The organism is Labilibaculum manganireducens (genome assembly GCF_963665805.2).
Taxonomy (GTDB): Bacteria; Bacteroidota; Bacteroidia; order Bacteroidales; family Marinifilaceae; genus Labilibaculum; species Labilibaculum manganireducens.
In genome coordinates, this window is sequence record NZ_CAXXEE010000003.1 from 3,471,825 (window position 1) to 3,486,344 (window position 14,520).

The window sequence follows — 14,520 nt, forward strand, 5'->3', positions numbered from 1 at the left end:
AATCAAGAATAAAGGCTTTTCTATTTCGAATGTGCGAGTATCTTTGCAACTCAAATTGAAGCAATGACAAGATCTATTTCCGAAAATATCCCCAAACTGTATTTGATTAAAATTGCCAAGTGGTTTATGCTCACCATGCCCATTATTGTTCTCTTTTATCAGGAGAATGGTTTGAGTATGCAGGATGTGCTAACCCTTAAGGGAATTTATTCAGTAGCAGTTGTGGCTCTGGAAATTCCATCGGGGTATATTGCTGATGTTTGGGGTAGAAAAAAGTCTTTGATCTTAGGTTCTATTCTGGGTTGTTTGGGATTTGTAGTCTACTCGTTTAGCTCAGGATTTAATGGATTTTTAATTGCAGAATTAATATTGGGCGTTGGCAGCAGCTTTATATCCGGTTCCGATTCAGCTATGCTTTATGATAGTCTGCTTAAAATGAATAAGGAAAAAGAATATCTAAAACAGGAAAGCAGAGTGATGTCGGTTGGGAATTTTGCGGAAGCTCTTGCTGGAATTGCCGGTGGCAGTTTGGCTTTAATCAGCCTGAGAACGCCCTTCATTTTTCAATCATTCATTGCGTTCATTGCCATTCCTGCCTCCATCCTATTAGTCGATCCAAATCAGAATTCAATAAAATTAAAAGTTGGATTCAATCATATTCTTGGCATTGTAAAATTCTCGCTTTGGGACAATGCCAAATTACGCTGGAATATTGTTTTTTCATCAGTTATTGGATGTGCAACACTAACACTTGCCTGGTTCATTCAACCCTATCTGCGGGATTTAAACATGGAAGTCAGCACCATTGGAGTAATCTGGACTCTTTTGAACCTAACCGTGGGAATTACAGCACTTTCAGCACATAAAGCGGAGGAATATCTTGGAAAAACAGGGACTTCTGTTTTTATTGTCATAGGAATCTCGGGAGGTTTTATACTAACTGGCTGGTTCAATTCATTGATTGGTGTTGGCGTCCTTTTCTTTTTCTATTTTGTGCGTGGAATTGCAACTCCTGTTTTAAAAAATTACATCAATCAAATTACTGAATCGGAAATGAGAGCAACGGTACTCTCAGTCAGGAATTTTATCATTCGAATTTGTTTTGCCATTATTGGTCCTTTTTTGGGATGGTACACCGACCATTTCAACCTTTCATCAGCCTTACTGCTTGCTGGAACAATCTTTTTTGTTCTGGGCGGAATAAGTGTGGTTTTCATGACTAAAGCGGAGAAATAGAATTCTTTCAATTAATTATCCTACCTCTATCTCCAACTCGTCGTAAGCCAAAAATACATTATCAGGTAATTCAGCTTCCACCTCATCATGAAAACCCATTTGGTGACTAATGTGAGTAAAATAGGCCTTTTCAGGCTTTAGTTCTTTCACAATATCCAATGCCTCCGAAAGAGTATAGTGCGAAATGTGAGTTTCTTTTCGAAGAGCATTCAGAACCAAAACTTTTAAACCTTTTAATTTCTCTTTTTCTTCCGGAGAAATATAGTTCGCATCAGTAATGTAAGCCAAATCCCCAATTCGAAAACCATAAACAGGGAGTTTCAAGTGCTTCACCCGAATAGGTTGTATGCTTGTGCCATTAATATGAAAAGTTTCGCCAGTCACATCGATCAAGTTCATCTGAGGAATTCCCGGGTATTTAAATTCAGCAAAAACGTAAGAAAATTCTTTTTTTAAAGATTCCTGTACACGCTTTTCGGCATAAATGGAAACTGCTTTTTTATTCACCCAGTTAAATGCACGAATATCGTCTAAACCAGCTGTGTGATCTTTGTGTTCATGCGTAAAGATAATTGCAGAAATATTCTCAACTTTTGCACGCAGCATCTGATATCTAAAATCGGGTCCGCTGTCAATCACCAAATTCTGACCATCAACATTTATCAACACTGAAGAACGCAGCCGTTTATCTTTGTGATTTTTTGACTGACAAACCGGACATTTACAGGCAATAATAGGAACCCCCTGAGAAGTTCCTGTTCCTAAAAAAGTTAATTTCACCATATTGTATTTCTAATTCGAATTCCCTTACCTGATTGATCAAGATTACTTACTTGAATCCCTTAACTCTTTTCGAATAGACAGATAAAGCAAATATGCCAGTACAAAAACGGCCATTACTGCTGAAGGAATTGCTGCTTCTTCTCCAAATAATGTTAAAGCCGTAACAACTGCAAAACCTGAACTTTTAATCGTAACCAAAAGATTCTGAGTTATCGCTGCCGGAGCTTTAATTCCAAGTTTACGACTAAACAGTTCATAAATCCATCCCAAACCAAAAATCCCAAGAAAAAGTACCAGAGACACCAGTAAGAGTACATCAAAATTAGAAAAAAATACTTGTCTATTTAAGCCAACAGCAGTAAAAATAATCAGAGCAAATCCCCAATCAACAATTTTACCTCTCACCTTTTCTATTGTTGGTTTAATGGGTTGCCAAAGCAGCAGTCTTGAAATTAGCAGGGGAACTAAAACAAGTTGAACCATAGTAATGAATAAATCGAGCGGATTAATCCCTCCATCAATATTTGAAAACAAACCAACAATTAGCGGTGCAAAAAACAAGGACGAAATAAAAGCCCCCAAAGTTCCGACTATGGCATACTTTAAATCACCATCCAATATATGTGAGAAAGGAATCACAGCAACACCTGGCGGTGTAGAAGCAATCACCACAAACCCCAGAAAAAGCTCAGGCGTTGGCATCAACCAATACGACAATGCAATGATTACAGCTCCAAATACCACATAATTCAAAAACGATCCCATCAGCATTGGCAGTATCATCTGCTTTAAAGGAAACATGGCTTTTGTAGAAATTCCAGTGGTTGAAAAGGTCATTACGATTGCTAAAATATAAAAAGTATACTCTTTTAACAGACTTGCCCAATCGCCAATCAACAATCCTAAAACGACAGCAAGAACCAAAATAAAGTTTCGATTTAATATTATTTTACGTGCAATTTGTGTCATATTATTATAAATATTATCAATTACCTGCAAAGATGTAATAAATCAAGATAAGTTCAAAACTATTCAGAATGATTACAGATAACAAGTTTGCATTTGACAAGCTACCATTTAAAGAGTAACAGACTTATTTTGTACATTTGCCGAAAATATATCATTTATGAAAGGCAAACTTTTTTTAATCCCAACTACTTTGGGAGATACAGAAATCGATCAGGTAATACCAAATAACATTCAACAACTGATTCCGGATATTAAACACTTTATTGTAGAAAACATACGGACAACACGTCGTTATCTTAAAAAAGTGAATCAGGATATCAATATCGATGAGCTTACCTTTTATGAATTAAACAAACACACCTCTCCAAAAGACATCTCAACTTATTTGGACGCTATTACCGATCACGACATGGGGATTATTTCGGAAGCCGGATGTCCTGGTGTTGCTGATCCCGGAGCCGATGTTGTAAAAATTGCCCATACTAAAAACATACAGGTAGTTCCATTGGTTGGACCTTCCTCCATATTACTTTCTTTAATGGCATCTGGTTTTAACGGACAAAACTTTGCCTTTAATGGATATTTACCTATCCCGAGCGACGAGAGAAGCAAGAAAATTAAACATCTGGATCACCGTTCGCTAAGTGAAGGTCAAACACAAATGTTCATTGAAACTCCTTTCCGAAACATGAAAATGCTTGAAGATTTACTTCAAAATTGCAGTCCGGCCACTAAACTTTGTATTGCTGCCGATATCACACTTGAATCGGAATACATCAAAACCATGTCGGTACAGGCATGGAAAAACAATCTGCCGGATTTACACAAAAGACCTGCTATCTTTTTGATCCACAGAGAAAAATAAAAAAAACAGCGCAGACGATGAATCTGCGCTGTAAATTTTACAACTTCTTAAAACAAAAAATCAAATCAGTTTCTTTACAAGCTATTATAAAATTCAGGCAAAACCTTTTTGAATTGATCAATTGCGTCCTTTAATGACTTCTCGGTTCTGCCGCCGGCAGCATTCATATGCCCGCCCCCATTAAAATAACCTCTGGCAACCCTGTTTATAGGAACATCACCTTTCGATCGGAAAGATATCTTAACAACATCATCCTTTTCAATAAAAATTACAGAAACAAGCATCCCCTGAATGGATAAAGGATAATTCACAAATCCTTCCGTATCGCCATCCTTATAGTTAAATCGAACTAAATCTTCCTTTGTTAATGTAATAATGGCTGTATTGAATTCGGACAAAACTTCTAACCCCTGATCCAAACAATGTCCTAATAACTTCATCCTGTCCGGAGAAAAATTATCGTAGATATTCGAATGAATCTTACTTTTATCAATTCCTTTTGCAAGCAAACTCCCCACCACCTGATAAGTTCTTGGCTGAGAGGAATTGTAACTTAAACCTCCTGTATCAGTAATAATTCCAGTATAGATACATTCCGAAATTGATTCATCAATCATGTCTTCATCACCTAAAGCTTCAATAAATTCATACATCATTTCGCAGGTAGAACACATTTGAGTATCCGAAAACATCAAATCAACAATTTGTTCAGGTTCAGGATGATGATCAATCATGATTTTTTTTGCAGTTGCCTTCTCCAGCACTCCTTCCAAATCGCCTGAGCGCTTAAATGAATTATGGTCTACAATAAAAATAAGGTCAGATGAATTAATATACTCCTCAGCCTTTTTCTTTCCATTGGTATAAATCCAAACATCAGAATTTCCAGGCAGCCATTTTAAGAAAACGGGATAAGCACTTGGGCTGATTATTTGTGCCTGTTTTCCTTTCTTTATCAGATACTGATGCAAGGCTAACGAAGATCCAATAGCATCACCATCGGGACCCGAATGCGGTATAATTGAAATTTTTGCACACTCATTAAGCAATATTTCCGCTTCCTTAATCAGCTCAGCATCAATTCTATTTTGCAAATTATTCATTCTATTTCTCTTGTAATAATTATTATAAGCTGGTAAAGATACAATAGATCGTTAGATTTTAGATATGGAAGCAGGATAGATTTACGAATCATTTGCCGAGCATGAGGAATACTTTGAAGAATTAAATTCTCAATTACCTGTTTTGTTAAATGAACAGTTGCACAAGTGCTCAGAATCATTATTTTTGTATTCGAAACATTTAACTATACACATATATGAGAAGCGATAGAACCTTTACCATGATAAAACCGGATGCTGTTGCAAACGGACATATCGGAGCTATTCTGGCAAAAATTAATGAAGCAGGATTCCGCATTGCTGCCATGAAATACACCAAAATAACTAAAGATCAAGCTAAGAAATTTTATGAGGTTCATCAGGAGAGACCATTTTATGAGGATCTTACCGATTTTATGAGCTCGGGAACAATTGTAGCTGCAATTCTTGAAAAAGATAACGCTGTTGCTGATTTCAGAAAATTAATCGGTGCAACCAATCCTGCTGAAGCTGAAGAAGGAACAATTCGTAAAGAATTTGCAGAATCGATGTCCCGCAATGCCGTTCACGGATCGGACAGTGATGAAAATGCTTGTATTGAAGGAGCTTTTCATTTCTCAGGAACTGAGATATTTTAATCTGTAAATTTTAAAAATACAGGGCGCATTAGGGTCATCTTAGTGCGTCTTTTCTTTTACCGAACAATAATCTCATCGATAATGTTCGCCTGCACTTCCCTGTTTAAAGCTCGCATTAGGCCTTCACGAATCATTAGCAGTTCATTTCTAATTACTGATGAGCGCACTTTTACAAATAGCTTTCGATTACGAATGTAAATATCAGTAGTAGCATTGGCAACCGTTTTACCAATCACTTTCTCCCACGAATTAACCAATTCATACTCTTTCAAGCGCCCGTCCAGATTGCTTTCCTTAAGTACCTGCCGAATTAATTCATCTATTTTTTGTGTTTGGCTTCTTCTCATTTTATTTAGCTTACAATGGCTCCTTTATCAATTACAAACAGTTGGTATTCCTGCTCCATTCCCGAAAGTATTTCGTTCAAATGATCACGATTGGTATCGGATATAAAGATTTGACCAAAACGATCTTCAGAAACCAATTTTACAATCTGCTCTACCCGCTGCGAATCCAATTTATCGAAAATATCATCGAGCAAAAGTATCGGATTAAATCCGGCAATTTGCTTGATAAAATCGAATTGTGCGAGTTTTAAAGCAATCAGATAAGTCTTTTGCTGTCCCTGAGAACCCATCTTTTTAATAGGATATCCGCCCAGAGTTAATTCCAAATCGTCCTTATGAATTCCTACTGTGGTATACTGAGTTACCTGATCTTTCCAACGGGCATTTATCAGCAGATCACGTAATGAGTTATCATGTAAAAGTGATTTATAATCCAAATTTACAGTTTCATTCCCTAAAGAAATCATCTGATAGTACTCCTGAAAAACAGGCATTAGCTTATTCAAAAAATCCTTTCTCTTTTCATAAATAGATGTTCCCAGCACAATCATCTGTTCGTCCCAAATACTTAGAGTATCTTCATCGAATCTGCTTCCTGATGCAAAATCTTTCAGCAATTTATTTCGTTGCTGCAAAACACGATTGTAACGAATTAAATCTTCCAGGTATTTACGATCATATTGTGAAATTACACTATCCATATACCTGCGTCGCTCCTCACTCCCATCCGTATCAAACTGGCATCTGCCGGAGAAACCATTACAATAGGCAATAAACCAATGTGTTCCGAAAGTTTTTTATATTCCTTTTTATTCCTTTTAAAATTCTTCTTCTGCCCGCGCTTTACACCGCAATACACAAGCTCATTTAATTCTTTTCGTCGGTAAGTTCCTTCCAGCACCATAAACTGTTCATTATGATTGATATTTTGCTGATCACTCACAGAAAAATATGACTTACAGAAACTTAAATAATACACCGCATCCAGCAAATTGGTTTTTCCCATTCCATTATTCCCAATAAAACAATTGATTTTTGGTGAAAAATTCAATTCCAAATCAAGTATGTTTTTATAATTTAAGAGGGATAATTTTTCCAGATGCATGTATGAATGGATTTAGATGACTGTTGCAAAATTACTAAATTAAATCAATTTGGATTTACTTATTTAGTTCTATAATATTCTAAATTCCTATCTTCATTTTTTACAGAAAAAATGTCTGATATTTCGTAAAAAAAATTACATTTGCGTTAGAAAAAATAAAACTAATAATATTTGAGCATGTCAAAAAATAAAAACAATCAGGTATCTGAAGATAATTTTGAAAATTTAGAAGAAGCGTTAAGCAAAACCGAACAATATATTGAGAAAAATCAGAAAAAACTGTCCACTATTGCTTTTGTAATAATTCTTTTGGCTGTAGGAGTTTTTGCTTATCAAAAATACTACAAAGCTCCTCTTAATGAGCGTGCTCAAAATCAGTTGTTTCAGGCTCAAAGATATTTCGAGAAGGATTCATTTAATTTTGCATTGAACGGAGATGAAAATTATCCTGGGTTTTTGGATATTATTGATGAGTTTAGCTCAACTCCGGCAGGAAATATTTCAGAATATTATGCTGGTATTTCTTATTTAAGAATGGGCGAATTCCAAAATGCAGTTGATTATTTAGAAAAATTCAGTTCTGATGATTTCTTACTTAGTGCTCTTGCAAAAGCGGCTATAGGAGATGCTTATATGGAATTAGGAGATACTAAAAAAGCAGCTTCAAATTATATGGATGCCAGTTCTTTTAATACGAATGATTTCACAACACCTATCTATTTGCAAAAAGCAGGACTTGCTTACGAAATGTTAGGTGAGTACAATAAAGCACTAACTGCTTACGAAACTATTGAACAAGACTTTTCTAAATCAGCAGAAGCCCGTGATGTTGAAAAATACATTACAAGAGCTAAGTCGATGATAAAGTAAAACAAACTCAAAATATAAAAACGGAGGCTAAACAATAGTCTCCGTTTTTTTTTGCTCTTTTTCTAAAACACAAACTGATAAGAATTGCTATTTACAAGAATAGAAAGCGCAGGAAAAGACTTACAAGTATAAATCAACATTCTGCTCCGTTCACAATTCTTTACTCTTTAAACAGCCTTAAAAGAGTACACCTCTTAATATCTCCATCAGAAAATTTACAAAAGCAAAATTAGCTTAAATTCAATTTTCAGATCGTAATAAAACCAGTCCTATTTCATAAAAAATCGACGACTCAAATTTCTAAGAGAATTATATTGAAAAAATATTTCATAGGAAATCAAACACTTACATAAATATTTCATTTTTTTTGAAAAAAAAACGCAGGCACCCCTTGTATTTTGTAGTAAAGCTCCTATATTTGCATCCGCAATCAAGAAACAAAGTTCTTTACATACATTGCATTTGGGGAGATACCAAAGTGGCCAACTGGGGCGGACTGTAACTCCGCTGACTTCGTCTTCGTAGGTTCGAATCCTGCTCTCCCCACTTTAAATTTTAACCAAGGAACAAACGTGTTTCTTGCATGCGGGAATAGCTCAGTTGATAGAGCATCAGCCTTCCAAGCTGAGGGTCGCGAGTTTGAGTCTCGTTTCCCGCTCATTTTTTTTGAAATTATTATTTGGGGAGATACCAAAGTGGCCAACTGGGGCGGACTGTAACTCCGCTGACTTCGTCTTCGTAGGTTCGAATCCTGCTCTCCCCACTTTGATTTCGATTGAGAATGCTCAATCCTTATGAGATCATTAATGCGGGAATAGCTCAGTTGATAGAGCATCAGCCTTCCAAGCTGAGGGTCGCGAGTTTGAGTCTCGTTTCCCGCTCAATTATTATTGGAGAGATGGCAGAGTGGTCGAATGCGGTAGTCTTGAAAACTATTGTGCGGCAACGTACCGGGGGTTCGAATCCCTCTCTCTCCGCCATGCAGAAATGCAATAGAAGGAAAAGCCTTGTAAACTTAACGTTTACAAGGCTTTCTTCATTTAGCTCCGACGCAATAATACACCTAAAACAACATTATAAAGTGAACAGAATTACAAAACTACACTTGTTCGCTTTACATACCATAATAAACTGAATCAAAACACATTAAATGAAAATATGCTTAGAAAGTAAATTTGACAATCGGCTTTGTTTTCACAAATTAAATACCCTTAGATTGAGACGCTGATTTCATTTTTTTTGTAATTAGATTTACCGCAAACTTTGGAGCTATACGGTATAGAACATCTAACATTTTGGCATCTTTCCCTATCCTAGCTCTGAATTTATCTTTCTCAATGACCGCTATATTTTTTTTGGCAGCTTCGTTTGGCTGAAGTACTCCGGAACTTGTCTTAGCTTCTTCTTTTTCCTTTTCAGATTGTTCTAAACCAGAATTAAATTTAATATTTGTATTAATCGCACCTGGGTGTACAACAGTAACCTTTATATTCATATCCTTCAATTCAGCATATAAGCCTTCGGTAAGTAGTTTAACTGCAGCTTTTGAAGCGCCATACAAGGTTTGTCCAGGAAAAGGAATAAATCCACCCATACTTGAAATATTAACGATATGCGCCTCTGGACGTTTTTCAAAATATGGTAAAAAGGCTTTAGCCATATTTAAAGTGCCATAAAAGTTAATGTTCATAATGCATTCAATTACATCAAAACCAACAGCACTTGCATTTATAAATGGTTGAATAATTCCTGCATTATTAATAATTCCATCTACCGCTCCGTGAATTTTTATGATTTCTTCCGGAAAGACAAGAACCCTTTCTTTATCCGTTATATTTAGTACATGCTTAGATAAATTTGATATATTTTCCCTTGCTAGCTTTATAGTTTCATCCAACGCTTCACTATTAATATCAACTATAGCTACCTTAGCTCCTTTTTCAAGTAGATTTAAAACAAGTTTACGCCCCAAACCACCGCCTCCGTCAGTTACTACAATTATTTTTCCTTTGACTTTCATTGATAACTTTTTAGATTAATTTATTCGGAATCAGCCAAATTTCGGGCACAAGCACCATCGTAGCGATCGGCCATTTTGGCCGAGCAATGGTTTTCATCTTTCTTATTCATGAGTAATTCAACGGTGAACCAACCATGTTTAAAGAAGACCTTCAACGAATTACCATCCTCTTCAACTTCCTTAACGTCTTTTGTTCCATCGGCTTCGCTGTAGACCGTCCCCGTCAACTTTCCCTCTTTTCGTACAAGCGTTACTACTAATTTTGAATCTCCTCCGGGAGTACCCTTAATTTCAACATTCCACTTGCCCACAAAATAATCCGCCTTTGCTGCTTGGACGTATGACAGCGTACTTGCAACGAGCAAGATCAACAATACAATTCCTCTCTTCATTTATTCTATTTTAATCCGTTAATATTTTGGTGTTTATATTTCAGTTACATCGTCTCTTAACTAATTTTTCATGGCTGCATCAATAATCTTTACCCCATTGGTTATTCCACTTTCATTAAATGCATCAATAGTGAAATAATAGTTCTGAATGCTGTTTAAACTGTGAATGGTTAATGAATCAACATCATAAACCTGATAGTTCAGGTACAATTTTTCCGGAGAAGTTCCATAGCGAATATTATAACCCACTGCGCCATTGCTCTTTTGCCAACTAAGCTTAGCATTCCGATTATCTGTGGTGTCGCGCTGACAAGAAAAATTGGACACTTGCCGTGGAGTTTTACCTCTCCCATTACCGAAAATCCGGAATCCTGATAGCGCGAATTTTCCATCAGGAACTCTGAAATTGATTAGTCTCACATATCGACATGAAACCTTTAAAGGCAATTCGATCAAATCGTGGGGACAATCATAGGTGTTCGCTGTTTTATCAACCAAAGTTTTCCATTTTATTTTATCAGTTGAATATTCAATTTTATATTGATAAAAAATGGAATCCTTACGTCCTAAAAGAGTGGTTTCCACATCAGCAAAATTGATTTGAATGGCACTGATTTTATATTGACTTTGCAAATCGACCATAAGCCATTCTCCAGCATTGCCGGATTCGGCACTCCAGCTTGTTCGAACATTCTCATCGGTGGCATTTTCTTTTGCATAATTGGGCAGGGTTGATGAAACCTCAACCGGTTTATGATAAGAAAGTATTAGAGAACTGGGCTGATAGTCTCCGGACCCTTTCATTCGATTTTGTGGAAGCTGATGCGGAAAATCTCCAAATGCAGTATAGCTGTAAAATGTACCATCATTATCAAAAAATGCGGGCCACAGACCCAACCTGCGTTCAAATTTATGCTTCACTGAAATACTCATGGATGCCATGTGCCAAAAATTTCCATATTTATCCTGAAAAGTACTGCCATGGCCTGCCCCGGCAATAAAGCCTTCCGGTTTATAGGAAAAGGGATTATTCGCTGCAATTTCATATGGCCCTAAGGGATTATTTGAAACGTAAACACCATCAGCGTAGCTCTTAAACTGGGTTCCAGGAGCTGAATATTGCAAGTAATAGGTTCCGTTATGTTTTGTTACCCAAGCACCTTCGACCCATGGCTTTTTGCGCCCGGAATAATTATTATAATCATCGGGACGTTCCCAACCGTAAGTATCTGGTTCCCCATAAAACAATTCACTTCGGTCGCCAATAAGAGTGAAGTTTTCCTTATAATTCAGTTCTATTCCATAAATCGGTTTAAAGTTTGAACATCCCCAGTATAAGTAAAGTCGCTGATCATTATCCATAAATAAATAGGGATCCCAAACTATAATTTCCAGTGAATCTACAGCCACATCCCATTTACCGGATAGCGGATCGGTTGTTTTATAAATGGTACTCTTCTGAGTTGACGAGGCCAAAAAGTAAACTGTATCTCCGATTGAAATAGCTGTTGGGGCATATTCTTCTTTAGGAATCTGATCCGACTCAATAAATTCCCAATTGGCCAGATCTTCTGAATACCAGTAACCACCAGACATGGACGCAAATAACAAATAACCATCTTGATACTGTATCACACTCGGGTCAGCAGCTTCCCTTCGGGATGGTTGGTCTAACTGAAATCGATAATTTATATTTAGTGGATTGCATATGGTTTCCCCTCTTTGACTGTAACAAGTATTTGAAGTTATCCCCAAATACATTGTAGCGACTAGACCCAGTAATATTCGTTGTTGATTCATCACATTTATAGTTTCAAATGATTTTCTCCTTCATTTAACAAGATCTCCTTACCTTTCCAAATAAACCGACCACTTGTATTGGATGGGAGAACAATGTCAGCCTTCAAGCTATTTTTGAGTAATGAATAATTCACTTTTATTATTCCATTGGGATGCGGCATCTCTCCTCCAATTTCGGTCAGCTTACCCAAGTGAGGTTCGATCTTCACTTTTGTAAATCCGGGAGCATCGCTGTCTATTCCAAGTACTGTCCTGAAAAATTCGATGTTCGGACTGGCTCCCCAGGCGTGACAATCGGAGCGAGATGCATTTAAGTCGGAGGTCTCAGCCCAAGTTGTTAATCCCATCTTTATATTATCTCTCCATACATCTAACCATTCTAAATATTTATCTCCCATTCCTGCTTTTGTTAGTGCCTGGTGCAGGTAATATTTGAAATATATCGAGGCCTGTGCTAATGTTTTATCCGTAAGTATTTTTTCTGCTATTTTTTTTGCTTCATCACCAGATACTACCCCTGTTAGAATAGCTAAAATATTTGCATGTTGTGAAAAACCGTCTTTTTCAACTCGATCTGCAAAAAGTCCGACTTTATTATCCCAGTATTTATTTCTGATTGTTTTCTTTAGCTTTTCAATTTCTTTTGTATAAATATCTTCAAAATCATTTATTCCGATATCTTTTTCAAGATTAACCATCTGCTCGTAAGCATAGAGTAGTTGCAAATCAAGCAAAGAAGAACATCCATCACCTCCTAATTTACATACTCCTAATGTCCAATTTGTTGATTTCGTCCAATCAGTAAACAGCCATCCGGGAAGATTAATAACCGATCCGTCAGCCTGTTGGTGTTTCTTATAGTAATTAATAATCTGGCGAGCCCCCAACAGTTTATCTTTGACAAAATTCGAATCATTACAATACATCAAATAATCGTTTAACATGGCAATATACCATACCGAATATATACCAATAACCTGCTCTTCACCAGCCGGATATCGGCTTAATGTTATTCCTTCTGTTGACCTTGATTGGTCAATCAAGTTAATTGCATTTCTAAACAATCGAGAGTCTCCACTATTAAAAACAGAGATTAGGGCTTGAATTTGTGTATCACCAATGTATTGCAATTGCTCATAGTAAGGGCAATCGAAATAGGTATCAAATGCACATAGTCGTGATGTGCGCCAACCAATTGCCAATATTTCTTTTAATTCCTTATTCTCGGTATCAAGATTAAATCGTTTAACAAATGGGTATCCCGTAAATGTGGAATAGATATTATTTAAAACCAAAGCTTTGCCCTGAGTTTCTATCTCTACCTTCAAATACCTAAAGGTTCTAAAAAAGAGTGTAGTAAACTTCTGGTTATTTGCTCCATTTGAAATAATTCGATCCATTCTGCCCTTAAACTCTTTCCCTTCAATTTCATTTCGATTGCCTTTACTTAATGGATATTTCTCATATAAAGTTTCGCAGTATTCAACGGTTATTTGTGCATTTTCCCCATCGCTAAACTCCAAATTTAGATATGCATTAGTTAAATAAGTTTGGTCAAGAATAAAAGTAACTTTTGAATTTGATGGTATGGTGATATTCTGTTTCTTAACCGGAAAATCTTCCGGCACATTTATTCCTTCTGACATTCGTAATTTCGAAATTCTTTGATCCGTTAGTTCCATTTGTGGCAGTTCGGATGGTTGCAAATAATTATTATTAATAACTCCAAATTTATAACTATTGCCTTTCCCTAATTTCTCCGGCTTCATCCAGTTTGTAACATCACAATCAGTATCATTCCAGTTTCGAATAGTTTTATTCATATCAATAAATTCGCCTGGTCCCATTTTGTAAGATGTAAGGGGCAAATCAATTTTTATAGGACTATATCCAGTATCCTGAATACATACCCATGAACTACCAGTATTTAATACTCTACCTTGATCTATCCCTGCCTGTAATATAAATGCCGTTTTCAACGAGATATTAGCAGTCGGTCGATATTCTCCATCATTCCAAACTAAGGCTGCCACAATATTGTCTCCAACTTTGAGATAAGGAGCTAAGTCAACTGTTTCGTAATTCCAGTGTTTTGTATCGCCTTTTGCAGGTCCAGTTGAAACAAGTTTTTGGTTGACATATAACTTATAGCAATTATCAGCAGAAACATATACAGGACAAGTAGTCGAAATGTTCTGAAATGTAACTTGTTTACGAAAATAATAGACTCCATAATCATTATCTCCTGTTTTGGGCACTTTAATCCAATCTGCTCGCCAATCTTTCTGCAAGTAGATTTTATCTATTTGTTGCGCACTTAGAGAATTACATGCAACAATACCCAAAGATGCTATTATCACTTTTAGTATTAGTTTCTTGAATTTCATTATTACGT

General features: G+C 36.3%; 14 protein-coding genes and 5 tRNA genes. 9 read left to right on the forward strand and 10 right to left on the reverse strand.

Annotated features, from left to right (window positions below; all coding sequences use genetic code 11):
- Positions 1–63 precede the first annotated feature (63 nt).
- Positions 64–1,236 (forward strand): MFS transporter, encoded by a 1,173-nt coding sequence (locus ACHZAX_RS13475; protein WP_320019490.1) that lies wholly within the window; start codon positions 64–66, stop codon positions 1,234–1,236.
- A gap of 15 nt (positions 1,237–1,251) precedes the next feature.
- On the opposite strand, the gene ACHZAX_RS13480 is transcribed toward ACHZAX_RS13475, so the two are convergent.
- Positions 1,252–2,019: an MBL fold metallo-hydrolase gene (locus ACHZAX_RS13480; RefSeq protein WP_245870291.1), complete on the reverse strand. Its 768-nt coding sequence runs from the start codon at positions 2,017–2,019 to the stop codon at positions 1,252–1,254.
- Positions 2,020–2,061: 42 nt separating this feature from the next.
- Entirely contained in the window at positions 2,062–2,988 is a 927-nt protein-coding gene (locus ACHZAX_RS13485; protein WP_320019491.1) for a bile acid:sodium symporter family protein, read from the reverse strand.
- A gap of 157 nt (positions 2,989–3,145) precedes the next feature.
- On the opposite strand from ACHZAX_RS13485, the gene ACHZAX_RS13490 reads away from it, so the two are divergent.
- Positions 3,146–3,853 (forward strand): SAM-dependent methyltransferase, encoded by a 708-nt coding sequence (locus ACHZAX_RS13490; RefSeq protein ID WP_320019492.1) that lies wholly within the window; start codon positions 3,146–3,148, stop codon positions 3,851–3,853.
- Positions 3,854–3,927: 74 nt separating this feature from the next.
- On the opposite strand, the gene ACHZAX_RS13495 is transcribed toward ACHZAX_RS13490, so the two are convergent.
- Positions 3,928–4,956, reverse strand: coding sequence for a DHH family phosphoesterase (locus ACHZAX_RS13495; protein WP_320019493.1), 1,029 nt, complete (start codon positions 4,954–4,956; stop codon positions 3,928–3,930).
- 215 nt (positions 4,957–5,171) lie between these two features.
- On the opposite strand from ACHZAX_RS13495, the gene ACHZAX_RS13500 reads away from it, so the two are divergent.
- Positions 5,172–5,591, forward strand: a complete 420-nt coding sequence (locus ACHZAX_RS13500) for a nucleoside-diphosphate kinase (RefSeq protein WP_101309041.1) — start codon at positions 5,172–5,174, stop codon at positions 5,589–5,591.
- Positions 5,592–5,647: 56 nt separating this feature from the next.
- Here the strand turns inward: ACHZAX_RS13500 and ACHZAX_RS13505 are convergent, their stop codons facing one another.
- Genes ACHZAX_RS13505 through ACHZAX_RS13515 form a run of 3 tightly spaced genes read right to left on the reverse strand, consistent with a single transcriptional unit; the run spans position 5,648 to position 7,043 of the window.
- The gene (locus tag ACHZAX_RS13505; protein WP_101259901.1) at positions 5,648–5,938 is read right to left on the reverse strand and encodes a DciA family protein; all 291 of its coding nucleotides are present in this window, start codon (positions 5,936–5,938) and stop codon (positions 5,648–5,650) included.
- A 5-nt stretch (positions 5,939–5,943) separates the two neighbouring features.
- Entirely contained in the window at positions 5,944–6,639 is a 696-nt protein-coding gene (gene recF, locus ACHZAX_RS13510) for a DNA replication/repair protein RecF (protein ID WP_320019494.1), read from the reverse strand.
- A complete protein-coding gene (locus tag ACHZAX_RS13515) occupies positions 6,627–7,043 on the reverse strand; it encodes an AAA family ATPase (RefSeq protein WP_320019495.1) in 417 nt (138 codons plus the stop codon). The genes recF and ACHZAX_RS13515 overlap by 13 nt, the downstream gene beginning before the upstream one ends.
- A 177-nt stretch (positions 7,044–7,220) precedes the next feature.
- Between ACHZAX_RS13515 and ACHZAX_RS13520 the strand changes: the two genes are divergently transcribed.
- The 6 genes from ACHZAX_RS13520 to ACHZAX_RS13545 all read left to right on the forward strand — a co-directional run bounded on the left by ACHZAX_RS13520 (position 7,221) and on the right by ACHZAX_RS13545 (position 8,893).
- Positions 7,221–7,913 (forward strand): tetratricopeptide repeat protein, encoded by a 693-nt coding sequence (locus ACHZAX_RS13520; protein WP_101309043.1) that lies wholly within the window; start codon positions 7,221–7,223, stop codon positions 7,911–7,913.
- 464 nt (positions 7,914–8,377) lie between these two features.
- Positions 8,378–8,459 (forward strand) — tRNA-Tyr (locus ACHZAX_RS13525).
- A gap of 39 nt (positions 8,460–8,498) precedes the next feature.
- Positions 8,499–8,571: transfer RNA gene (locus ACHZAX_RS13530), tRNA-Gly, on the forward strand.
- 23 nt (positions 8,572–8,594) lie between these two features.
- A tRNA-Tyr gene (locus ACHZAX_RS13535) sits at positions 8,595–8,676 on the forward strand.
- A 45-nt stretch (positions 8,677–8,721) separates the two neighbouring features.
- Positions 8,722–8,794 (forward strand) — tRNA-Gly (locus tag ACHZAX_RS13540).
- Positions 8,795–8,805: 11 nt separating this feature from the next.
- Positions 8,806–8,893: transfer RNA gene (locus ACHZAX_RS13545), tRNA-Ser, on the forward strand.
- Positions 8,894–9,114: 221 nt separating this feature from the next.
- Here ACHZAX_RS13545 and ACHZAX_RS13550 read toward each other — a convergent pair.
- The 4 genes from ACHZAX_RS13550 to ACHZAX_RS13565 are packed head-to-tail and all read right to left on the reverse strand — an operon-like array spanning position 9,115 to position 14,512.
- Positions 9,115–9,933: an SDR family NAD(P)-dependent oxidoreductase gene (locus ACHZAX_RS13550; protein WP_320019496.1), complete on the reverse strand. Its 819-nt coding sequence runs from the start codon at positions 9,931–9,933 to the stop codon at positions 9,115–9,117.
- Between the two features lie 20 nt (positions 9,934–9,953).
- Positions 9,954–10,325 (reverse strand): hypothetical protein, encoded by a 372-nt coding sequence (locus tag ACHZAX_RS13555; RefSeq protein ID WP_101310214.1) that lies wholly within the window; start codon positions 10,323–10,325, stop codon positions 9,954–9,956.
- A 60-nt stretch (positions 10,326–10,385) separates the two neighbouring features.
- Positions 10,386–12,125 (reverse strand): family 43 glycosylhydrolase, encoded by a 1,740-nt coding sequence (locus ACHZAX_RS13560; protein WP_320019497.1) that lies wholly within the window; start codon positions 12,123–12,125, stop codon positions 10,386–10,388.
- 5 nt (positions 12,126–12,130) lie between these two features.
- Positions 12,131–14,512 (reverse strand): alpha-L-rhamnosidase-related protein, encoded by a 2,382-nt coding sequence (locus tag ACHZAX_RS13565; RefSeq protein WP_320019498.1) that lies wholly within the window; start codon positions 14,510–14,512, stop codon positions 12,131–12,133.
- Between the last annotated feature and the right edge of the window lie 8 nt (positions 14,513–14,520).

Coding starts and splice junctions, on each gene's coding strand:
- ACHZAX_RS13560 (WP_320019497.1), bottom strand. CDS start 12,125: ATGAATCAACAACGAATATTACTGGGTCTAGTCGCTACAATGTATTTG.
- ACHZAX_RS13500 (WP_101309041.1), top strand. CDS start 5,172: ATGAGAAGCGATAGAACCTTTACCATGATAAAACCGGATGCTGTTGCA.
- ACHZAX_RS13565 (WP_320019498.1), bottom strand. CDS start 14,512: ATGAAATTCAAGAAACTAATACTAAAAGTGATAATAGCATCTTTGGGT.
- ACHZAX_RS13475 (WP_320019490.1), top strand. CDS start 64: ATGACAAGATCTATTTCCGAAAATATCCCCAAACTGTATTTGATTAAA.
- ACHZAX_RS13520 (WP_101309043.1), top strand. CDS start 7,221: ATGTCAAAAAATAAAAACAATCAGGTATCTGAAGATAATTTTGAAAAT.
- ACHZAX_RS13555 (WP_101310214.1), bottom strand. CDS start 10,325: ATGAAGAGAGGAATTGTATTGTTGATCTTGCTCGTTGCAAGTACGCTG.
- ACHZAX_RS13515 (WP_320019495.1), bottom strand. CDS start 7,043: ATGCATCTGGAAAAATTATCCCTCTTAAATTATAAAAACATACTTGAT.
- ACHZAX_RS13495 (WP_320019493.1), bottom strand. CDS start 4,956: ATGAATAATTTGCAAAATAGAATTGATGCTGAGCTGATTAAGGAAGCG.
- ACHZAX_RS13480 (WP_245870291.1), bottom strand. CDS start 2,019: ATGGTGAAATTAACTTTTTTAGGAACAGGAACTTCTCAGGGGGTTCCT.
- recF (WP_320019494.1), bottom strand. CDS start 6,639: ATGGATAGTGTAATTTCACAATATGATCGTAAATACCTGGAAGATTTA.
- ACHZAX_RS13490 (WP_320019492.1), top strand. CDS start 3,146: ATGAAAGGCAAACTTTTTTTAATCCCAACTACTTTGGGAGATACAGAA.
- ACHZAX_RS13505 (WP_101259901.1), bottom strand. CDS start 5,938: ATGAGAAGAAGCCAAACACAAAAAATAGATGAATTAATTCGGCAGGTA.
- ACHZAX_RS13485 (WP_320019491.1), bottom strand. CDS start 2,988: ATGACACAAATTGCACGTAAAATAATATTAAATCGAAACTTTATTTTG.
- ACHZAX_RS13550 (WP_320019496.1), bottom strand. CDS start 9,933: ATGAAAGTCAAAGGAAAAATAATTGTAGTAACTGACGGAGGCGGTGGT.